The organism is Bacillus sp. JJ1609 (assembly GCF_036967045.1).
Lineage (GTDB): Bacteria > Bacillota > Bacilli > Bacillales > Cytobacillaceae > Mesobacillus.
The window spans coordinates 6,594-28,619 of sequence record NZ_JBALSS010000028.1 but is presented as its reverse complement, the minus strand read 5'-3'; the positions used below and the strand labels follow the sequence as shown (position 1 = coordinate 28,619).

General features: G+C 43.0%; 20 protein-coding genes and 1 riboswitch. Of the genes, 13 read left to right on the top strand and 7 right to left on the bottom strand.

Going from position 1 to position 22,026, the window contains the following annotated elements; genetic code table 11:
• The first annotated feature begins 13 nt into the window (after window positions 1–13).
• The 4 genes from V7654_RS19705 to V7654_RS19690 all read left to right on the top strand — a co-directional run bounded on the left by V7654_RS19705 (window position 14) and on the right by V7654_RS19690 (window position 2,379).
• Window positions 14–565: a 4Fe-4S dicluster domain-containing protein gene (locus V7654_RS19705; RefSeq protein ID WP_207501954.1), complete on the top strand. Its 552-nt coding sequence runs from the start codon at window positions 14–16 to the stop codon at window positions 563–565.
• Between the two features lie 322 nt (window positions 566–887).
• Window positions 888–1,622: an Mrp/NBP35 family ATP-binding protein gene (locus V7654_RS19700; RefSeq protein ID WP_335432509.1), complete on the top strand. Its 735-nt coding sequence runs from the start codon at window positions 888–890 to the stop codon at window positions 1,620–1,622.
• Window positions 1,623–1,658: 36 nt separating this feature from the next.
• Complete coding sequence (locus V7654_RS19695) at window positions 1,659–2,189, top strand: ubiquinol-cytochrome c reductase iron-sulfur subunit (RefSeq protein WP_335377120.1); 531 nt, start codon at window positions 1,659–1,661, stop codon at window positions 2,187–2,189.
• Window positions 2,182–2,379, top strand: a complete 198-nt coding sequence (locus V7654_RS19690; RefSeq protein WP_335432508.1) for a hypothetical protein — start codon at window positions 2,182–2,184, stop codon at window positions 2,377–2,379. The genes V7654_RS19695 and V7654_RS19690 overlap by 8 nt, the downstream gene beginning before the upstream one ends.
• A 70-nt stretch (window positions 2,380–2,449) precedes the next feature.
• Here the strand turns inward: V7654_RS19690 and V7654_RS19685 are convergent, their stop codons facing one another.
• The gene (locus V7654_RS19685) at window positions 2,450–2,971 is read right to left on the bottom strand and encodes a hypothetical protein (protein ID WP_335432506.1); all 522 of its coding nucleotides are present in this window, start codon (window positions 2,969–2,971) and stop codon (window positions 2,450–2,452) included.
• Between the two features lie 463 nt (window positions 2,972–3,434).
• On the opposite strand from V7654_RS19685, the gene V7654_RS19680 reads away from it, so the two are divergent.
• The 4 genes from V7654_RS19680 to V7654_RS19665 all read left to right on the top strand — a co-directional run bounded on the left by V7654_RS19680 (window position 3,435) and on the right by V7654_RS19665 (window position 10,358).
• Window positions 3,435–6,182, top strand: coding sequence for a dynamin family protein (locus V7654_RS19680; RefSeq protein WP_335432505.1), 2,748 nt, complete (start codon window positions 3,435–3,437; stop codon window positions 6,180–6,182).
• Between the two features lie 170 nt (window positions 6,183–6,352).
• Window positions 6,353–6,460: riboswitch (SAM riboswitch) on the top strand.
• 105 nt (window positions 6,461–6,565) lie between these two features.
• Window positions 6,566–7,666 carry a sugar ABC transporter substrate-binding protein gene (locus tag V7654_RS19675; protein WP_335432504.1) on the top strand — a complete coding sequence of 367 codons (1,101 nt, stop codon included), beginning with the start codon at window positions 6,566–6,568 and terminating at the stop codon, window positions 7,664–7,666.
• A 180-nt stretch (window positions 7,667–7,846) separates the two neighbouring features.
• Window positions 7,847–9,352 (top strand): sugar ABC transporter ATP-binding protein, encoded by a 1,506-nt coding sequence (locus V7654_RS19670; RefSeq protein WP_335432503.1) that lies wholly within the window; start codon window positions 7,847–7,849, stop codon window positions 9,350–9,352.
• Window position 9,353: 1 nt separating this feature from the next.
• Window positions 9,354–10,358 carry an ABC transporter permease gene (locus V7654_RS19665; protein WP_335432502.1) on the top strand — a complete coding sequence of 335 codons (1,005 nt, stop codon included), beginning with the start codon at window positions 9,354–9,356 and terminating at the stop codon, window positions 10,356–10,358.
• Between the two features lie 310 nt (window positions 10,359–10,668).
• Here the strand turns inward: V7654_RS19665 and V7654_RS19660 are convergent, their stop codons facing one another.
• The 4 genes from V7654_RS19660 to V7654_RS19645 form a co-directional block, all read right to left on the bottom strand.
• A complete protein-coding gene (locus tag V7654_RS19660; RefSeq protein ID WP_335432501.1) occupies window positions 10,669–11,448 on the bottom strand; it encodes a formate/nitrite transporter family protein in 780 nt (259 codons plus the stop codon).
• Window positions 11,449–11,742: 294 nt separating this feature from the next.
• A complete protein-coding gene (locus V7654_RS19655; protein ID WP_335432500.1) occupies window positions 11,743–12,360 on the bottom strand; it encodes an acetate uptake transporter in 618 nt (205 codons plus the stop codon).
• Window positions 12,361–12,563: 203 nt separating this feature from the next.
• A complete protein-coding gene (locus tag V7654_RS19650) occupies window positions 12,564–13,778 on the bottom strand; it encodes an MFS transporter (protein ID WP_335432499.1) in 1,215 nt (404 codons plus the stop codon).
• 110 nt (window positions 13,779–13,888) lie between these two features.
• A complete protein-coding gene (locus V7654_RS19645; protein WP_335432498.1) occupies window positions 13,889–14,257 on the bottom strand; it encodes a VOC family protein in 369 nt (122 codons plus the stop codon).
• A gap of 188 nt (window positions 14,258–14,445) precedes the next feature.
• Here V7654_RS19645 and V7654_RS19640 point away from each other — a divergent pair, with 188 nt between their 5' ends.
• The 3 genes from V7654_RS19640 (at window position 14,446) to V7654_RS19630 (ending at window position 16,957) form a co-directional block, all read left to right on the top strand.
• Window positions 14,446–15,276 carry a basic amino acid ABC transporter substrate-binding protein gene (locus tag V7654_RS19640; protein ID WP_335432497.1) on the top strand — a complete coding sequence of 277 codons (831 nt, stop codon included), beginning with the start codon at window positions 14,446–14,448 and terminating at the stop codon, window positions 15,274–15,276.
• 305 nt (window positions 15,277–15,581) lie between these two features.
• Window positions 15,582–16,238, top strand: coding sequence for an amino acid ABC transporter permease (locus V7654_RS19635; protein WP_335432496.1), 657 nt, complete (start codon window positions 15,582–15,584; stop codon window positions 16,236–16,238).
• On the top strand, window positions 16,235–16,957 hold the full coding sequence (locus V7654_RS19630) for an amino acid ABC transporter ATP-binding protein (RefSeq protein ID WP_335432495.1): 723 nt from the start codon (window positions 16,235–16,237) through the stop codon (window positions 16,955–16,957). The genes V7654_RS19635 and V7654_RS19630 overlap by 4 nt, the downstream gene beginning before the upstream one ends.
• A 123-nt stretch (window positions 16,958–17,080) precedes the next feature.
• Here V7654_RS19630 and V7654_RS19625 read toward each other — a convergent pair whose 3' ends face one another.
• Together V7654_RS19625 and V7654_RS19620 are read right to left on the bottom strand one after the other, a co-directional pair.
• On the bottom strand, window positions 17,081–17,284 hold the full coding sequence (locus V7654_RS19625) for a YbdD/YjiX family protein (RefSeq protein WP_335432494.1): 204 nt from the start codon (window positions 17,282–17,284) through the stop codon (window positions 17,081–17,083).
• Window positions 17,277–19,352: a carbon starvation CstA family protein gene (locus tag V7654_RS19620; RefSeq protein WP_335432493.1), complete on the bottom strand. Its 2,076-nt coding sequence runs from the start codon at window positions 19,350–19,352 to the stop codon at window positions 17,277–17,279. Before V7654_RS19620 ends, V7654_RS19625 begins: the two co-directional genes overlap by 8 nt.
• 282 nt (window positions 19,353–19,634) lie before the next feature.
• Between V7654_RS19620 and V7654_RS19615 the strand changes: the two genes are divergently transcribed.
• Complete coding sequence (locus tag V7654_RS19615) at window positions 19,635–21,155, top strand: amino acid permease (protein ID WP_335432492.1); 1,521 nt, start codon at window positions 19,635–19,637, stop codon at window positions 21,153–21,155.
• Window positions 21,156–21,272: 117 nt separating this feature from the next.
• Window positions 21,273–21,980, top strand: coding sequence for an MBL fold metallo-hydrolase (locus tag V7654_RS19610; RefSeq protein WP_335432490.1), 708 nt, complete (start codon window positions 21,273–21,275; stop codon window positions 21,978–21,980).
• The last annotated feature ends 46 nt before the right edge of the window (window positions 21,981–22,026 follow it).

The following is a 22,026-nucleotide window of genomic DNA, read 5'->3' as shown; positions in this document are numbered from 1 at the left end:
GAGGACGGCTATAATGAACAAAATAATGTATCTCGAATTTGAACGCTGTATCGGATGCCGTGCCTGCCAGGCAGCCTGCCGTGAGTGCGGGGACCATGATGCGAAGGAACGGAACTATGTTGAGTATGTTGATTTTACAGAATCGCGCCAGACTTTCCCAATGCTGTGTATGCAATGTAAAGACCCAGCATGTGCGCGTGTCTGCCCGGCGAATGCCATCCAAATCACGGATGAAGGTGTAGTCCTTTCAGCGATGGAAGAAAAGTGTATTGGATGCCGCAACTGTACATTTGGTTGCCCGTTCGGGATTCCAAAGTTCGATTTTGAGAAGAACAAAATGTACAAATGCGATATGTGCTATGACAGAACACGCCATGATATCGCGCCAATGTGTGCATCTGTCTGCCCAAGTGACGCGATTCGCTTCATCGATTTCGACGAAATGCAGCAACTTCGCAGAAAACGTACACAGATGAACCTTGTAGAAGGCAAAAAGCCTCAAGAGGGGAACAAATGGGATTACGTTCCTGAATTCTTCGGAGTTTATACGGATTCACAATCATAATTTTAATAAGAGCCGGCCGAAAGAGAGCGCTAAGTTCATTAGGGCCGGCTCCGTTTTTCTAAATTTAGATTGATTTTATCTGACGATATCTTGTTATTGGAGAGAAAATAATTTTATTGGCGAAAAGCTGATTATATTGGCGTAGTTCACAGGTTTATTGGCGGAAAAAAGATTTTATTGGCGAAGTTCACAACTTTATTGGCGAAAATACTATTATATTGGCGAACTGGAAATTCTACATGATTTTTTCCAGTTGGGTTTCAATAAAACTCATATAAGGTAGGGAATAGTAACCTGACCTTCAAAAAAAGAGGTGCTTCACATGTTAAAAGGAAATGTACTGGCAGTGACTAGCGGAAAAGGCGGTGTAGGCAAGTCATCTTTATCAGTAAACCTTGCCCTTGCGCTACAAAAACTAGGCAAGTCAGTTGCCATAATCGATCTTGATATATACGGATTCAGTGTACCGAAAATCCTTAATATAGATTCAAAGCCAAAAACATTCAACGGAAAAATCATCCCGGTTGAAGCGAACGGAATAAAGGTCATGTCTATGGGCTTCCTTGTGAGGGATAACGAGCCGATTGTCTGGCGCGGGCCCATGCTCGGCAAGATGATTCAGCATTTTACCGAAGATGTCCTTTGGGGAGAAATGGATTACTTCATTCTGGATATGCCTCCTGGCACTGGCGATGTGGCGCTTGATATGCACTTGATGATTCCGCAGAGCAAGGAAATTGTTGTGACGACTCCTCATAAGGCTGCATCTTTTGTTGCAGAACGAGCAGGAGCAATGGCAATCAAGAGCAAGCATGAAGTGATTGGCGTTGTTGAAAACATGTCCTACTTTAAGCCAGAGGATAGCGAACAGAAGTATTTCATTTTTGGAAAAGGCGGCGGTGAAGAGCTTGCTGCACAGCTAGGTACGGAATTGCTGGTTCAGCTGCCAATCCAGGAAGCCGATGAAAACAGTGAAACGCCAGCCATTGCTGAGGAAAATAGTCTTTTATTTAAGGAATATCTTAACCTGGCAGAAAGAATCGACGCGAAATTTTAATCGTGCAATGAACTCTATGAGCAGGAGGATTTGGTCATGAATGATGATAAAAAGAAACAGTCTAATCATGAAGATGACAAGGATATGATTAAGCTGATTGAAAACCTGAACAGGAAAGATGATGTCCATTTGAATAGAAGGGCATTCTTGAAAGCCTCCTTTGGTGCAACTGTTGCAATCGGTCTTGCAACGACACCATTTGGCATCTTCACGTTTTTGCGCGATGAAAATGGTGAGGTAAAAAGAGTGGAGATCACCGACATTGAAGATTTAGCGATTGGTGAGTCAAGGAACTTTAACTATCCTACGAAAAATGAGCCAGCGATTTTAGTCCGAACACCTGATGATAAATTTGTGGCTTATAACAATAAGTGTACACATCTGCAGTGTCCAGTCTTTTACGAGCATAAGGAGAATGTACTGCTGTGCCCATGCCACAAAGGTTATTTCAATGTGGATAGCGGGCAGCCAATGGCAGGGCCGCCGCAGCGAGAATTGCCAAAAATCCTTCTTGAAATTAAGGATGGCAAGGTATTTGCAGTTGGGAGGGAATTAAGACATGAATAAAAGAAGGGCAGCATTCATTTCGATTTTCCTGTTCCTTGCTTTCAATGTCGTTTCCCTTTCAAATGCAATCGAGGGATATTACGGGCATGAAGATGAGCGTGTCTACATCGCTGTAGCTGTGGCGCTGGTTTCTACCTTATTAGCTACGGGAGCATTCTTTTTTTGGAAAAAAGCAGAGTATAAGAAGTAAATGAAAAGCAGCGGGAATCCCAGCTGCTTTTTATTATGGCGTTATTTATGTTCACGCAGATGAGCAAGATTTAGCTAAACTGATTCGTCGGCACAATCCTTATATTTTCCCCTTCAAATATCCGTTCGCCGAACAGAGTGATCAATGTGCAGCTGGTGATGCGGAAAGGATTTATCGAGATGTCGTATTCAGCGAGAAGTCCAGATCCGAGTTCCTCGCCAACATTATTCAAAGCTTGGACATTCTGCCCTTCAAGAGTCTTAAGCTTTGCTTTCATCAAGAATGCTTTCCACTCTTCCCAGTTTTTTATCAAGTACGCTTTTTCACCATTTTCAAGATACCCCAGCTGGCAGCCCCTTTCGTCGATCGCCGCCTCATTTCCAAAGCTAAGCTCAAGAAAAATGTCTCTTAAAAACTGAAATTCATCCAAGTCAAGATACGGGTCAATCTGGAATTCGACTTCACTTTCAGTGCCCTTGATGGTAGCCAGGGATTTATTACCTCGATAAACAGAATAATTGCCGCCGATCTTCTTAATATGTTCTGATTGTATATGTTCAATAGGAGCACCCATAACCTTCAATATGAGCATCACATTCACCCTTTCATAACGATCATATAAACCAATTATAATGATATTGCCCTATCAGCGGTGTGACAAACTTCATTCCTACCCCAGAAAACCCCGATATAGTTCGAAAGATATAGAAGGAACCCAACAAACCACCGCATCACCGCATTAATTGATTGGGGGTCAGACCCTCAACAAATCACCGCATTAATGCACTGGGGGTCAGACCCCCAGCGCTTTAAAGTGTTAAATGGTATTTTATTGGATGATATATTAAGAAGGTTACAATTTTCGTAATGCTTGTAGCATAACTGAAAGAGAACTGAAATCTTGAATGAAAATATGTTTGATAGAATACAATGATAAGGTTTGAAGACGGGTGCCTTGAGGAAAAAGGAAATGTTAAGAAGATTACTTTAATTGCCTGAAGGAGTCTGAGGGCTCTTTTTATTGATTCATATTATGATAAGGTCGGAGGAAGGACATGACATTTGAGGAGCAACTAATCAAAAAGTCGTATTTTGAAACATATATGGGATCGGAAGAACGAGTCCATCCGGTCCGCGTGCTTGGAGAACTGTACCTTGCTGAACAAAAGAATGATATGCCTGATTTGTCCTACATTCGTTTTGCACAGGGTGAGGTTTATTTTCATAATAAGGATTTTGAAGCAGCGATCTTTAAATGGGAAAACATCACGAATGAGCTGGAGCCATGGGCGAAGAAGAACATGGGCGACGCGTTTCTTGAGCTTGGCCTGCTGCCTTCTGCGGAGGATCTGTATCTTTCCATCCAGACAGAAAGCACTGTCTTGAGAATTGAAAGCGGCTTGCAGCTATTATCCCTTTACATAGAACAGGGAAGTTTAGACAAAGCGGTAGCTGTCATTAAGCAAGCTGTGGCGCTGGATCCTGACTATCCTGGAGTGACCGAGATTGCGCGTGCCTTTTTTGAAGAGCACCACGATTGGGATAATGCTGTTGAACTGGCTGTCAATGAAGGGGTGCGCACTGGTTCGCCACGCTGGTTCGATGTGTTGACGCAGTATGTCGATCAAGGAAATACAAGCTCATTCGAACCTGCATATTTCAACACGGCTTTATCTGTATTATTCCAGGTAGACCGCAGCCGTTTTGAACGGCTGGCTGTTTCACTATGGCAAAGCTACAGGGGCCAGACAACCTATATGACATGGCTGCGAGAATTCAATCATCTGTTCAGTGGAATGGATGGAAACAGAAGGGATGGCTGGAATCAGCTTTCGGCTGTATACCAGGATGCCTACTTTGAATTGATTAATGGCGATCGGCTAATCAAGGAAATTTCACCTTTGATTCCAGATATGCTTACTAATTGGCTGAAGATCACGAGTCAGGCTAATAGCCTGGTTTCAGCATCATCGATCATTGCCTGGAACGAAGTGTTCCCATCAACGATCAGTGGCGCTGCTATCCATGATGCAGAGACGCTCATCTTGAATTCGCGTGATTACCACGATGGCTATGAGGATAGCATGAACCTGTTCACGACAATCATCAAGTGGGCCGAAGAGCATGAAATCGAAGTCGGCAACCGGATCAAGTGGATGGTGCAGGAGCTGAACGAGTCCAATGTCCATAACCTATTGGTTGCAGGCATATCCGGAAATGGAAAGTCTTCTTTTGTAAATACAATCATTGGCGAAGAGCTAATTACTGCGCCAACAGCCGCTGTCATTCGTTTCAACGATCAGCAAAATACCGAGATCTTGGAGATTACTGATTCAGTTGTACGTGAAATTACGGATGTAAATGATTTTCAGGAAGTGGCTGGAGTACGCCGCCAAACGCATAAGAACGAAACCGTTATTGATTTTAAAGCCCAGTTCCCGTTCCTGCGTGAGCATGAACTCACTTTAATCGACACACCAGGAGTCAACCGCAATAATTATGACAAGCATCCGCTGTTCAATTACCTGCGTTTTGCAGATAGCTTACTGTTTGTCCTGAATGCGAATGACCCATTCACAGACAGGGAAAGAGATATCCTTTCGAAGATTTCGGAATACTTTCCTAACCTGCCGATCCACTTCCTTTTGAATAAAATGGATGTCATCTACAGCCAGCAGGAAGCGATTGAAGTATTTGATAATACATGGTCTGAAATCAGCCAATATTACCCTGAAGCTAAAATGTTTGCCTTCTCTTCAAATTATGAAAAGCAGCAGCAGCTAAAGGATTTCTCTGAATTTATCAAAACAAATCGAAACGCTATGAACTTCGAAGAAGAGCGAACTTCCAAACTGCAATTCTTTGTCAGAAGGGCAATCACTTATTTGCTTGATAAACGAATTGAAATTGAAAATAACCATATGGAATCCATCAGCTGGAATGAAGAAATGGTTGGTAAGCTGAATGGAGCCATCAATCAGCTGGGAGATATTGAAGAGGAAAAATCACGCTCTATCCAAAAATCGTTCCGCAAAATCAAGGACGATACCCGCGCTGAAATCATCGAGAAAATTCCGGAACTGCTTCGCGGCTGTACTGATTTAGTGACGGAAGACAGCGATTTTGGAAGGCTCCATGATGAGATTGATAAAGAAATGAATATACGAATCCAGGAGTATCTAGACAACACGGTGCTGCCTAAGTTCCATGAATCTCTAGAAGGCTGGGTACAATTTTCAAAAGATGAATTCGGCCATAGCCAGTCCTACCTGAATGAAATGGCTGAAAGCTTCAATGCGATGTATGGGGATGAACGGATTAAGCTCGAATGTGATTTCAGAGTGCTCGATGACTGGCGCCGCGATGCTGACCGGATGACGAATGGTGTCTATTATGAAAAGGTCAATATCATGCACAGATCGACCCCTCAGCAGTTCTTTTTAAAGAGTGCTGGTAAGCTTCTTGGAGTGCTGCCGCAAAATAATAACATGCTGTACAACCGTTATAAAACCTATCTTGAAACCGAAGATTACTATGAAATCGCCGTTTCAATTGCGAACAAGTTCCTTCAGCAATTCGAGATTTTCGAAAAATCGATTGAACGTGATGTTAATCTATTCTTCAAGCAGCCTTTCATTGCTCTTGAGCAGGCCGTTGAAGAGGCACGTTCAGAAATTGAATATGGCAAGAATGAGCTTGAAAAAATGAGGGTAAACCCTGAGTTGTATCGCGATCCATTGACACTGTATGAAGTAAAACTTCGTCAATATGAATGGATGACAGCGGCAGGCAGAGGGGAATAACTTGGAAAAGGAAGATTCCTGATTGGGAATCTTTCTTTTTTTTATTCAGTCAAAGAGGTTTATAGCAAATAAACGAATAAAAATTTAATTTTCGAAATAATATTGACAATATGAGTATAGGAGATTAAAGTAAGTTTATCGATTTGCTCCGTTAACTGAATAAAGAAATTCTCTTATCAAGAGTGGCAGAGGGACTGGCCCTGTGACGCCCGGCAACCGTTCCATACGGAATTGGTGCTAAATCCTGCAAAACATTTTTATGTTTTGAAAGATAAGGGAGGAAGAATCCGTCTGTTCTTTTACGCTGATGAAACCTCTCTTTTCTGGAGAGGTTTTTTTATATGGTTGGAAAAAGCAAATCATTTTTAAAGGGGGAAAAAGAGATGAAAAGAAATGGTTTGAAAAAGGTATTTTTAACAGCAGTTTCGGCAGCGCTTTTGCTGACAGGCTGCGGCGGTGGAGAAACAAAGACGGCGAGCGGACCGGTTGAAGGTGTTCCTGATCGCTTTGCTAAAGGAGAAGAAGTGAAAATCAAGGTCATCCGCAAGATTGGCGGCGATGACCATACTGCTCAGTATTTAGCTGGCGCTAAAGCGGAGGGAGAAGCGTTAGGGTTTAAGGTGGACGTATTCACCGCAAATGGCGATACGGCAAAATTCCATGATGCGATCAACCAGGCGCTTCAGCAGGATTATGATGGATTCCTCATATCACACGGCGACGATGCAGCTACGGTGAATGATGTCAAAAAGCTTGTTGAAAAGGGAAAGAGTGTTGTTACATTTGACTCGAATGCAGACATTGCACAGGTAGATGGGGTCACCCTTACATCTCAGGATGATGAAGCACTTGCAAAGCTAGCTCTAGATCAGCTCGTAAAAGAACAAAATGGTAAAGCGAATATTGTCTACCTTTGGGTTGACGGTTTTCCGCCAATGGTGAGAAGAAATAAAGTTTATCAGGAAACATTGAAGTCTAACCCTGGAATTAAAGAGGTTGAGAGATTCGGAGTGGCAGCTGCCGATACAAGCGTCCAAACTCAAAACGCGGTAGCAGCGATGCTGAACAAACACCCTAAAGGGGAAATCGATGCGATTTTTGCAACTTGGGATGCATTCGCAATTGGTGCTGCCCGTGCGATTAAGGAAGCCGGCCGCGATGAAATCAAAATCTATGGAATCGACGTCTCCAACGCGGATCTTCAGGAAATCCAGGGAGAAGGCAGCTCGTGGAAATATACTGCAGCAGTAGATCCTAAATTAATTGGCGCAGTAAATATGAGAATCCTAGCGAAAAAGCTTGCAGGGGAAGATACACCTCCAACTTATGACCTTGAAGCAGCGCTGATCTCACAGGAAAAACTTCAGGAGTCAAAAGATGCAGTCAACATGGTCAATCTTGCAGACATCATTGAAGGCTGGGGACAATCAGATGCATTTGAAGAAGATTGGATGAGGAAATTAAAGGATCACTACAAGAAATAAAGCCTTATGTTTAAGAAGTTTTATTACTACCGATTGGGATTCCATTACAGAGTTAAATGGTTCATTTTAATTGCAAAAAGCACTAATATATCTGACAACAAATTAATCTCTACATCTGCAGGCACTCTCATCCTAAAGAGAGTGTCTGCTTTGCAGATTAATAGAAGAGGGGGTTCCGGTATGGCAGGTAAGAAACTTGAGATGAAAAGCATTACAATTGATTTTCCTGGAGTTCGGGCACTCGACCATGTGGATTTCGTCACGGAAACAGGGAAAATCCATGCTTTAATCGGGGCAAACGGAGCCGGTAAATCTACTTTGATGAAGGTGCTATCCGGAGCTTATGGACATTATTCGGGCGAGATTTTCCTTAATGAAGAGAATATTGACATCCATATGCCTGGAGATGCACAGCTGCATGGAATCCAGACGGTGTACCAGGAGGTCGATACGGCGATCATTCCTTCGCTGACAGTGGCTGAAAACATTATGCTGAACCAGACTGTGCAGAACATGGAAAACAAGCATTGGATTAATTGGAAGCTGCTTTTTAAACAAGCGGAAGAAATCCTATCCGGCATGAATCTTCATATTCCTGTGAAGAAGCTGGCCGGTGAGCTGACTCTTGCCGAGAAGCAGCTTGTGCTAATTGCGAGGGCAATTTCCAGCAACTGTACCTTTTTAATTTTGGATGAGCCGACAGCACCTTTAAGCCATACAGAAACAACGGAACTGTTCAGGATTGTCCGTGATCTCGTTAAAAAGGGTGTAGGAATTGTGTTTATTTCCCACAGGATGCCGGAAATTTTTGAACTGTGCGATGAACTGACTGTCATGCGGAACGGAGAGTTTGTTGTTAGAAAGAAAATCTCTGACGTGAATGCGAACCAGGTGATTGAATACATGCTTGGACGCAAGCTTGAGGACCAATTTCCGCTACTGAAAAGCGGGACCGGAGAAATTCTTCTTGAAGCAGATGGCCTGAGCGATGGAGATAAAGTCAGGAACACCCGGCTTCATGTAAAAGCGGGAGAAATTGTCGGAGTCGCCGGCCTGGTTGGAGCAGGTAAAACTGAATTGTGCAAGGCTTTGTTTGGAGCTGTTCCCAATGTTACAGGTACAGTGAAGCTGCGAGGAAAAAACCTTAGGCTGAACAGTCCGCATGCCGCCGTAAAGGCTGGGATTGCCCTTGTACCCGAAGAAAGACGCAAGGAGGGTGTTCTTGTATCTGAATCAGTCACCTCAAACCTGACTGCCGTTAACCTGAAAAAATTCACGAGGTTCTTAAGTTTTATCGACAGACGCGCCGAAAAGAACACAGCGCTGGAATACATTAGCGCATTAGGAATCAAGACACCCACAGAGTCGGCAAAGGTTGAAAATCTTTCAGGGGGCAACCAGCAAAAAGTTGCGATTGGAAGATGGCTGATCGCAGATGCTGAGGTTTACATTTTTGATGAACCCACAAAAGGTGTGGACGTGGGTGCGAAGAGGGACATTTTTGAATTGATTGTAAAACTGGCTGACCAGGGGAAAGGTGTTATTTATGCTTCTTCTGAGCTATCAGAAATCATCGGGATCACGAATCGGGTTTATGTCCTCTATGATGGTGAGCCGGTCAAAGAGCTTGAAACGGCAAAGACAACCGAAGAAGAACTATTATTTTATTCAACAGGAGGCAGATAGGATGGACGCCAAACTCCCTTTGCAGCAAAACACACAGCCGAAAAAGACATTCGAATTGTTCCAGTTCTTATATAAGTATGGGACCATCCTGACTATTTTTGTCCTAATAGCCATTTTTGCGGCTGCGAACCCTTCTTTTATCAATGGAGATAACTTAATCAATATATTAAGATCGATTTCGATCGTGACCATCATAGCAATTGGCATTACGATTTCGTTAACCGTTGATGGCTTTGATTTGTCTGTCGGTTCTGTGGCATCACTATCAAACGCAGTAGTGATCTCAATGTTTGTCTGGTTTTCGCAGAATACGCTGATTGCGATTCTGTCAGCAATTGCCGCTGCACTGATTGTCGGGGCAATCAATTCATTCATGATCGTCAAACTGAAAATCCCTGATATGCTGATGACGCTGGCGATGATGTTCATCATTCAAGGAACGGCCCTCACCTATACGAAGGGTGCCACCGTTTCAGAAAATATGATTATGCCTGATGGCAGCTTTTCTACAGGAACGATCAGCGCTATTTTTGCTAAAATCGGCCAGGTGCCCTGGATCATCCTCATCATGGCTGTAGCTGTTATCGTCGTCCATATATTCCTGACCTATACAAAGCATGGTCGCTATATGTATGTGATTGGCGGCAATAAAGAGGCTGCGAGACTGTCAGGGATACCGGTAAACCGTTACAAGACAGCGGCATACCTTTTATCAGCATTGTTTGCTGCTATTGGAGGGATTGTTCTCGCATCCCGCGTGATGACATCGGAAATCAGTGCTGGATCTCCGTATTTAATGGACTCCGTAGCGGCTGCCTTCATCGGCTTTTCCGTTCTGGGAGCAGGCAAGCCCAATGCGTTCGGTACCTTCATCGGCGCCGTACTGATTGGAATTCTCCAAAATGGGCTGGTCATGATGTCAGTTCCTTATTATGCGATGGATATTGTAAAGGGAACCGTGCTTGCATTTGCTCTTGGCATCACTTATTACAAGCAAAAACACTGAGGTAAAACATAGAAGTATTTCTATTAATGAATGGATGTCCACAATGAAAATAGTAAATATACCTTGATTCGTTATGACATGATGGCAGGGTTGAAAAAACTGGATGATCACCTGAACGTATGAACAGATTAAACAAACTGCCCTGGAATTGATTGAGACTGAAGAAGTTCGAAATATCGAAAAACATACTTGTCAGCCTGGAAATGAAGCTATCAAACTCACCTGGATATGAGGAAATATCCAGGTTTTTTATTCGAAAAAAAAGATGAAACCATTTCAGTTTCATCATAAATCAGGCTGTGTTCATTCATCAATCCTCAAAAAACGGCTTGTTGGCATAATAGTACATCCAGCCCATCATGACCCCGCCGCCAATCAGGTTGCCTATCGTGACAGGGATGAGATTATGGATTACACCTGCAAAAGTAACGGACTCAGGCTGGTCAATCACCATGCTGATTGCGAATGTACACATATTAGCGATGCTATGCTCATAGCCAGAGATGAAAAAGCAAAAGACGAAAAGCATCATCGCGAACATTTTGGGACCGTCACCCTTCATCGACATCGGCAGGAAAAACGCCAGGCATACGAGCCAGTTACAAAGGATTCCTCTGAAAAAGAGCTCCATTGTCGGAGCGAGTGTTTTCTTTTCTGCTACGCTCAACAGGAAACCATTCACCGACGGGTCATTAAATAGTCCTGTCGTGTAGATAAGAAAAGCAAAAGCGGCAGCTCCAATAATATTGCCAATATAACTGAATACCCACATCTTGGCCACCTGTGCCCACGCCATCTTCTTCCTTAGTGCTGCAAAGGTGTAATAAAAAGTATTCCCCGTAAACAAATCACCTCCACCGTATGCAATCAGAATGATCGAGGCACCAAAAGTAATGGCAGCCATTGGATAAGCAAACGGAGAATGCTCCGAATAAAAAAAATTACCTGTTTTAAAGGCGACGATTACTCCAAATCCAATGAACATTGAAGCCAGGGCAGCCCTGGCTAAGTATCTAACTTTACTCTGCTTAAAGATCTTTTGCTTTTTTAAGGCTAATTTTTCAACCTCGTGCAATGCTTGTACTTCCAAATGTGATCACCCGATTTGAATTATTGTTATAAGGATAAATGACAAAGGTGGTTAAAATCTTTTTATCTAAAATTTAATTTTGCCGACAATGTTTGTTTCGTATGTATATCTATAAAGTATTTGTTCCCCAAGATGGGATGAATAAGCGCAATACTTAAAAAAAAGATAGATAAGTTTGGGCTTATCTATCTTTTTCTATTAATTGTTTTCGCATTATTAAAATACGCTGTGCTTAATTTTTTCCGATGGTTTGAACATAATAAGGTCTTAGTGTTCAAATTATCACGAAAGAGCTTATTTGAAAATTCCAAATGGCTTGCCGACAGGAAGTGTCACCTTTCCAAAATGAGTATTCAATACACTAGCTGCGGATCCATAGAAGCTGGCAATCGAAATCAGCAGTTCGGAAACAGCAGCTAATTTATGCATCGCTTCCGGGGCAATTCCTAATGAAGAAAGTGAAAGGCCGATAAATAGAAAATCAATCAGAACAAAAATGATAAACAGAACTTTATGTGTTTCCATAGCTCCAACTGTCATAAACAAGCTGAAAATCAAGTACCCAACAAATGCGATTCCCAGTTGCTTTGGATCAGCAGCTGCGGCTGCGGCCTCACCAAATACTCCATATTGAATCAGCCATGATGTACCAACGCCAAGCCAGAATAAACCGAATGCGCCAAAGGCTGTCGTTCCAAAGGTATTGTTATGTTTAGCATCTTGGACACTTGCGAATAATTGGGCGATTCCCCCGAGAAAAATTGCCCAAGGCAGAACGAAAGAGACTCCGTCTGTCCAACCCAGCTTTGCAGAAGATGCCACAAGTGTCACCATTGCCAGTCCAAAGAGCCCAAGAGCAGAAGGATCAGCAGTAGTAATTTGAATTTGTTGCGTTGTTTTTGAGTTATTCATGTTGTAACCTCCATTTAGACATACTTGCTAAATTTACATAAAATAAATGGTTTAGGCAATAGAAAAATTATCTAGGAAAAATGATTGCGTTTCCAAGATCACTTTAGTAAATTAACGCACTGGGGGTCTGACCCCCAGTGCGTTAATGCGTTAAAAAAAAAGACTGCCTCACAAAATATGCTGTGAGGCAGTCTGTTATTTTTTTAAAAGGTTTCCTTCACATACTGTGGATTACGCTGCATCGATCCATACAGGACGAGTCCGCTCACCAGCAATAGTCCGCTCGTTACGATAAAAACGGAAGTGAATCCGTAGTAACCAGCGAGAAAACCGCCAAGCACTGGGCCGATAATGTTCCCAAAGAAACGAAGACTCGTATTGTAGCCGAGGACCTCGCCTTGCATCGCAATCGGTGCTTCCTGTCTAATGTAGGCGACCCTGACCGGGATAATGCCGCCGATTGTGATTCCGAGCAGGAAACGAATCAGGACAAGCTGCCAGATATTCTCGACGAAACCGCCCGGCAAATAAACGATGGCCGATAAAAACAGAAGAATGACAAGGATTTTGATATAACCGATCTTATCCGCGATCTGTCCCCATTTTCTTGCCATCATTAAATTACCCAGTCCTGCGGCTGAAAAGGCAATTCCGGAGTAGAATGCAAGATTTACATGTCCATGCAATTCACCGACATACAGGGATAAAATCGGCTGAATGCTGAAATGGGCAATCTGGACAAGCATCGACATCAAAAGAACATTCACCATGATTGGATTTTTAAGAATATGCTGAAGCACTTCTTTGCGGCTGTAATTCGTCTTCGTCCCTTTTTTAATTTCGATTCTGTGTTCCATTACCTTGAAAACTAACAGGCCGGACAGGAGGATAAAGATGGATGTGGATTGGAAGGTGGCAGCATATCCTAAGGAATCAGCCAGCACGCCGCCAATCATCGGCCCAAGCAGAGAGCCTGTTATGCTTCCTGTCTGCAAGGTTCCCAATACCTTGCCAGCGTGTTCCTTCGGTGTCTGAGTGGAAATGAGCGCCTGGGAGACTGGGATGAATCCTGAGAACAAGCCCATGAACATTCTCAGTAAAAATAGCTGCCAAACTGAATGTGCAAAGCCAAGCAGGAAAATCGATAATCCCATACCGAAAGCCATGAAGATGAGGATTTTTTTTCGTCCAAACCGGTCACCCATCCTGCCAATGACCGGAGAGAATAGAAATGCAGTGACAAAGGTTATGCTGAACGTAATTCCCGACCAGTTCTGAACATACTTTTCCGTAAAATCGCCGAACGTTTCAATATACAAGGAGAGAAAAGGCATAACCATTGTCATGCTGCCGGCGATAAAGAAATTCGCAAACCACATGATGATTAAGTTGCGTTTTGCCTTTTGTTGCTGGGTCATTCCATCAACACTTCTTTCTTGGTACGAATATTTCGCTTTTCTAAATATTATACCAAATTTTAGTGTGATTGAAAACCAAGCAAACAAGCAAGCAAGAATTTAATGATTAATTAAACCCACTCCAGCAATTCGATCCTGTTCCCAAATGGATCCTGAACGTAAATGCGGTTGGCCCCAGGCAGATTATCGTCTTCAATATATTCAACACCCGCTGCAGCTAAATGCTGTTTCAATCCTTCAATATTCTCTAATTCAAAGGCTGGATGCGCCTTTTGTGCAGGTACGAACGGTTCCTCAATGCCGACGTGGATCTGGCAGATGCCGTATTTGAACCATGCGCCGCCTCTTTTTTTCAGCACTGGAGGCTTCTCAATTTCTTCAAAACCTAATATTTCTCCAAAAAATTTCCTTGCACTGTCTTCTGAACCCTTTGGGGCAGCCAGCTGTACATGGTCAATTGCTTTAAATTTGAATGCCAAATGAATCCCTCCTTTTCTTTCATTTTAAATTAATAGGTAAGATAAGGAAATTCCAAGATTTGAATAATTTTAGATAAGTTTTCCTTATTGATTTTTCTTAGTCTCCTCGGGTAATACAAGCCCGCATTGTTACATATAAATTACTAAAAGTTTTGGGCATGTTTTTTATAAAAGAGGAGGCAACAAGGATGAAGAAAAGATTATTTGCAATTGTGCTGATGGCGGTTACAGCGTTAATAGTTTCTGCCTGTGGCACTAGCAAGACTAGCGAAACGAGCGGCACAGGGTCTGAAGGGGAAAAGAAGGAACTTCGTGTCGTGACAGATGCAGCCTATGCACCGTTTGAATACATGGAAGGCGATAAAATCGTTGGTTTCGATATCGACTTTCTAAAAGCGGTTGCGGAAGAAGCAGGTTATAAACTGAAGATTGAACACGTCGGCTGGGATCCTATTTTTGTAGAAATTAAAAGCGAGCGGGCTGACATAGCTATTTCATCCATAACGATAAATGATGACAGAAAACAGACCTATGATTTCTCGTTGCCTTACTTCCTATCAACCAATAAGATTTTGGTTCGCGAAGACAGCGATATTAAAAGTGCGGCCGATCTGAAGGGGAAGGTGGTTGCCGTCCAGAATGGCACAACTGGCCAGGAAGCAATGGATAAACTCCTGGGAAAGAATAATGAGGATATCAAAAAATTCGAAAACAACAACCTTGCCATCATGGAAATGATGAGTGGAGGAGCCGATGCCGTCGTTGCAGATAACGGAGTGGTTGAGGTGTATGCGAAAAATAACCCGAAGGAAAAATTGAAGGTCATTGAAGACAGCGGCAGCTTTGATGCGGAATTTTACGGCCTCTTGTTCCCAAAAGGAACTGAGATTAAAACGGATTTCGATAAAGCGATCGAAAAGGTATTCGAGAATGGCACATATGAGAAAATCTATCAGGAATGGTTCGGGCAAAAGCCTAATATGGAAAAGCTGAAGGAAGCACAAAAAGCATCAAAATAACATTGGGAAACAAACAACCAGCCAAGATGCGTAACTCTTAAACTAGTGTTACGCATTTTTTAATAATGGGGGCCTATTAATAGTGGATCGATTAATCTGTTTAATCGTGGAATTCGCGTTTTAAAGTGTTTTTTTACTTTTTAAAGTCGGTTTTTCACTTGCTGGATTCATTTTTTAATTGTTGAAGCTGTTTTTTTCACTTGCTGGATTCAATTTTTTCCTTGTTGGGCACGTTAATAGTTTTTGGACTCTATAAGAATTGATCATTTTCGAAGTATTAGCATTCCAGTTTTGGGGGTCAAGCTATGGATTTTCGTTTTGATATTATCCTTGAATATTCTCCTTATCTATTAAAAGGAACACTAGTAACCATCGGGCTTTCTCTGGCGGGGATTGCAATTGGGACAATCCTTGGCCTGTTTATCGGGCTTGGCAAGATGCAGCGCCGGAAGCTGCTTGCCTGGCCGTTTGACTGGTACATCACCTTCTTCCGGGGGACGCCGTTATTTGTGCAAATTTTATTGATTCACTTTGGTGTGGTACCGATGTTCGTGGGGGAAACGAATGGGATTATCGCTACGATAATCGCGCTTTCCCTGAACGCGGCTGCATACATTGCTGAAATTTTCAGGGCGGGAATCCAGTCGATTGACAAAGGACAGATGGAGGCCGCCCGTTCACTCGGAATGAGCCACGTACAAGCGATGAGATACGTTATTTTGCCTCAGGCATTTAAAAGAATGATTCCACCGCTTGGCAATGAATTTATTGTCCTGATTAAAGAATCCTCGCTCGCAGCGGTCATTGCCACTCCAGAAATTATGTACTGGGGACGTTCAATGGCCGGGCAGTATTACCGGGTTTGGGAGCCATATCTGACTGCAGCAGTTATTTATCTCATACTGACACTTTCACTTAGCTTCCTGCTAAATCGTCTGGAAAGAAGGCTTGATACAGAATGATAAAAGTTGCAAACCTGCAGAAATCCTTTGGCCATAACAAGGTATTGAATGGGATTGATGTTGAAGTAAAGCCACAGGAGGTGGTGGTTGTCATAGGACCTTCTGGTTCAGGAAAATCAACCTTCCTGCGCTGCATCAATTTACTTGAAAAAATTACGGACGGCCATGTGCTGATTGAGGGGATGGACATCACCGATAAAGGCATCAACATTAATAAAGTGCGAGAGAATGTAGGAATGGTTTTTCAGCATTTTAACCTCTTCCCTCATAAGACAGTGATGGAAAACATCATGCTGGCTCCTTTAAAGGTTCGCGGAATCTCCGAAGAGAAGGCAAGAGCCAAAGGTATGGAGCTTTTGAAAAAGGTAGGCTTGGAGGACAAGGCAGATGCATATCCGTCTTCGCTTTCAGGAGGCCAGAAACAGCGTGTAGCCATTGCGAGGGCACTTGCGATGGAGCCGAAAATCATGCTGTTTGACGAGCCTACCTCGGCACTTGATCCAGAAATGGTCGGAGAAGTGCTCGAAGTGATCAAACAGCTGGCCCGCGAAGGAATGACAATGGTTGTTGTCACCCATGAGATGGGTTTTGCCAGGGAAGTAGGGGACAGAGTCATTTTTATGGACGGGGGCTTGATCATTGAAGAAAACAAACCAAAAAATCTCTTTGAAAATCCGCAGCATGAGCGGACTAAAGCATTTTTGAGCAAGGTTTTATAATTCATTCAAACGGTTGAATAACAGGTTAATAGGAATAAAACAAGCCTGCATCACAGAGATGCAGGCTTGTTTTTACTAGTTTGTTAGTAAGTTCCGCCAAACGAGGCGCTTGCGTTTTACTGTTCAGCAGCAGCGTGAAACCTTGCCGCCTTTGCCGCTGTACCTTGACTCCTGTGCTTCACAGAAAAACTCTTTTCTTGATTTAACAGGTTCTTTAGGATGATGGGCTGCCATGTGCTCAACATATTTTTCGTAGCTGGGCACACCGACAAGCAGGCTGATGAACTGTTTCCTGTAATGAAAAAGACTCTTAAGACGATTAAGCATAATGCTTTAAGTCACCTTCATTTCGTGGCACGTAAGGATCTTCGTGAAGATCTAGCTTCTGGTTGGTTAAAACCTTCATCCAGATTCTAATGGCTGAAATCAGGACAGTGATGACGACGATCATGAAGAAGGCAGTTAATCCTGCATCGACATAATCATTGACCAGCACCTGTTTCATCTGTGCTGGAGTAGTGGCAGGTGCAAGTACCTTTCCTCCATCCAAGGCTTCCTTAAATACTTTTGAGTGAGCAAGGAAACCGATTTTAGGATTATCGTGGAAAAGCTTCTGCCATCCAGCTGTCATTGTTACGATTAAAATCCATGTAGTTGGGACGAGCGTAACCCAGACATACGCTTTTTTACCCATTTTGTACAATATGGTCGTACCAAGTAATAGGGCAATTGCTGCGAGCATCTGATTTGCGATTCCAAACAGTGGCCAGAGGGTATTGATTCCACCCAGCGGATCTATGACACCCTGGTATAAGAAATATCCCCATCCAAGTACACAAAGAGTGGTAGCAATAATGTTAGGAATCAAGGCATCGGTCCTGGCGAATGGCTTGTAAGCCGTTCCGATAATATCCTGGATCATAAATCTGCCCACACGAGTACCAGCGTCAATTGTCGTTAAAATAAACAGAGCCTCAAATAGGATGGCGAAGTGATACCAGAAAGCCATCAATGCTTTTCCGCCAATCACTTTAGAGAAAATCACGGCCATACCAATTGCCAGAGTCGGCGCTCCACCAGTACGTGAGAGAACGCTTTCTTCTCCTACATCATTAGCGAGGTTTGTAATATCATCCGGTGTGATCGTGTATCCCCAACTCGTAACTGTTTGGGCAGCCTGGATAGCGTCCGTTCCAATCACAGCAGGAGGACTGTTAATCGCAAAGTAAATCCCTGGTGTCAGGACGCAAGCTGCGATCATTGCCATGACTGCAACAAAGGATTCTGTCAGCATCGCACCATAACCGATCGGCTGTGCATGAGATTCTGTTTCGATCATTTTTGGTGTTGTACCAGATGATACTAACGCATGGAACCCGGATACAGCTCCACAGGCAATGGTAATGAACAAGAAAGGAAACATATTTCCAGCAAATACTGGGCCTGTACCGTCAACGAACTGCGTTACTCCAGGCATAGACAGGTCCGGTGCTACAATGATAATTCCAAGAGCAAGACCTACAATTGTACCTACTTTAAGGAATGTGCTCAAATAATCACGCGGTGCAAGCAGCATCCATACAGGCAAAACAGAAGCGATAAAACCATAAATGATCATCATAATTGCAATCGTTTCGCCTTTAAAAGTGAACATGGCGGCTAATGATGGATTTTCCGCAACAGTCTGCCCAAGGAAAATGGACAAAAGGAGCAATACAACTCCAATAGCAGAGGCTTCACCAACCCGTCCAGGTCGGATATACCTCATATAGAATCCCATGAATACCGCAATAGGGATCGTTGCGGCAATGGTAAACATACCCCAAGGACTTCCTGCGAGCGCTTTCACGACAACTAAAGCTAAAACTGCAAGTAAGATGATCATGATTCCGAGAATCCCGATCATGGCAATAAAGCCTGTCACTTTTCCCATTTCATCTTTAATCATCTCACCTAACGATTTACCATTTCGGCGCATGGACCCAAACAGGATGATGAAGTCCTGGACAGCACCTGCTAAAACAACACCGACTACAATCCAAATCGTTCCCGGCAAATACCCCATCTGAGCTGCCAGGATTGGACCTACAAGGGGGCCTGCCCCAGCGATGGCTGCAAAGTGGTGACCAAAAAGCACCCATTTATTCGTCGGTACATAATCTTTCCCGTCATTGTTAATTTCTGCGGGAGTTTTACGGTTGTCATCCAGTTCAAATACTCTTCTTGCCATGAATCGGCTGTAAAACCGGTAGGCAATGGCATACACACTGACTGCTGCCGTTAATAGCCAGATGGCATTAACGCTTTCTCCGCTGCTCAATGCCATCATCGCAAAGCCGGCAGCGCCGAGTGCGGAGACTAGTCCCCAAATGATAATAGACCTAATAGCTTTCAACTTTATTCCCACCTTTTTATTTGGTATGTCCAAATTATATTTTATAATTCTAAATTTTTAAATAAGTATTTTTATTCAGATTAATATTTTGTTTATTTTTCCCATGAAAAGGGACTGGTACAGCTTTTTTATTAGAAAAAATTGCTGAGAAATCTGCTAAACGAAATTCTTTTTTCATCAGCAGGTTAGCGAAATAAAAAAAGCGGGTAGTTTACTCCTAAACTAACAAGTTAGCAAACAAGCATCGTTTTATTAACAAGAAGCAACAGGAGAGGAGAAACTATGAGAGAAGCTCAGATTACTGATACACAGGCTATAAGCGAAATTAGGAGAGAGAAAGTACTCTCCACATCAGGATTAAAAAGAAGGCTGGGCACCCGCCACTTATCGATGATTGCCATCGGAGGAAGTATTGGAACAGGATTATTTGTAGCAAGTGGAGCTTCGATTTACCAGGCTGGACCTGGCGGCGCGCTGCTAGCTTACGGAATTATCGGTTTCATGGTGTATTTGCTTATGACGAGTCTTGGTGAAATGGGCACGTATATGCCGGTAACAGGATCTTTCAGTACATATGCGACAAAGTTTGTTGACCCTGCATTTGGCTTTGCAATTGGCTGGATTTACTGGTTCAGCTGGGCAATCACCCTTGCGCTTGAGGTTTCAGCGGCTGCGATTTTAATGAAATACTGGCTTCCCGATACACCATCTTTTATCTGGAGCGCATTATTCTTAACCATTATCTTTGGACTTAATTTTCTATCCGTAAAACAATATGGTGAAGCTGAATACTGGTTCTCACTTATTAAAGTAGTGGCTATTATCGCCTTCATTATTACTGGATTGCTTATGATTTTTGGTATCATGTCAGGAGATGTCGGAGGATTTAAAAACTTTACTGCTGGTGATGCCCCATTTAATAATGGGATTCTTGGAATCATTGGAATTTTCATGGTGGCAGGTTTTTCGTTCCAGGGAACTGAAATTGTTGGGATTGTAGCTGGCGAAAGTAAAAATCCTAAGGAAAATCTTCCAAAAGCAATCAAGCAGGTTTTCTGGCGCATTTTGCTATTCTATATGCTATCAATCTTTGTGATCGCCATGATTATTCCGTTCACAGATTCAAGGCTGCTTGGCGGAGATATCGATAAAGTGGCAATGAGCCCTTTCACACTCGTATTTGAAAATGCAGGCATTGCCTTTGCAGCGTCTATAATAAATGCTGTTATATTAACATCTGTTTTATCTGCAGGAAATTCAGGTTTATATGCATCTACAAGAATGTTATGGGTGATGGCAAAAGAAGGTCAGGCCCCTAAGTTCCTGAAACAGGTCAATAAAAATGGCATTCCGGTCAATGCCTTGCTGGCTACAACGGCGTTCGGTCTTCTGGCATTCCTCAGCTCCATATTCGGTGAGGGGAAAGTTTTCATGTGGCTCCTGAATTCATCAGGGCTTGCCGGTTTTCTGGCGTGGGTAGGCATAGCAGTCAGCCATTATCGTTTCCGTAAGGGCTACATCGCACAGGGAAGAGATATGAATCTGTTAACCTATAAGGCAAAATGGTTCCCGTTAGGGCCATTGTTTGCTGCTGCACTTTGTATCTTCATCATCCTGGGGCAAAACTATCAAGCTTTTACAGGGGATAGCATTGATTGGCAGGGAATAATGGTTACCTATATCGGAATTCCGTTATTCCTCGCTTTGTGGTTCGGCTATAAGTTAGCCAATAATACCAAGTGGGTTGGCCTGAGTGAAATGGATTTGACGCCGACAGGGATTACAACCGAAGTTAAAAAATAGACTTGAAAGCAGAGGCAACCGGCCTCTGCTTTTTTTGTCGAAAAGTTATTGTTGTTAAAACTAATGATGTTAGTTAAAATAAAACTAACGATATTAGTTTTAATGGAGGGCCTGTTCATGAGAGTGATAAAAGAAGGGTTTCTATATCAACTGACGTTTATGCCAAAACTGTTTCCGGTGAATTGTTATTTTATTGAAGAAGAGGATGGTTTGACTTTGATCGACACGGCGTTGCCTAATAGTGCAGAACCTATATTGCAGGCGGCAAAGCAAATTGGAAAGCCAATCTCAAGAATTGTTCTGACCCATGCACATGGTGACCATATAGGAGCGCTTGATAAATTGAAAGATAAGCTGCAAGTCCCTGTTTATATTTCAGCAAGAGATTCCCGACTGCTAGCTGGAGATACATCGCTGGACCCTTCAGAAACTCAAACTCCGATACGCGGCGGGATTCCTAAGAATATTAAAACGAAGGCGGATGTACTTTTACAGAATGGAGATAAAATTGGGTCGTTAACAGCCTTTTTCACTCCGGGTCATACACCTGGATCCATGTCATTCCTTGATGTAAGGACAAATGCAGTAATTGCAGGTGATGCCTTCCAGACAAGAGGAGGTACGGCCGTGTCAGGCGTAACCGTTCCGTGGTTTCCGTTCCCGGCAATGGCAACTTGGAACAAAAAAATAGCGCTGGAAAGCGCCAGAATCATCCAAGGACTAAAACCGAGCCTGCTTGCAGTGGGGCATGGGGAATTGCTTCGATCTCCTGCAGAACAGCTAGAAAAAGCCATCAAGAAAGCTGAAACCATTTTATTAAAATAGGCTCTGTTAAAGCCTTATGTTGTTTTTAAAAACCTGTTGATTGTAG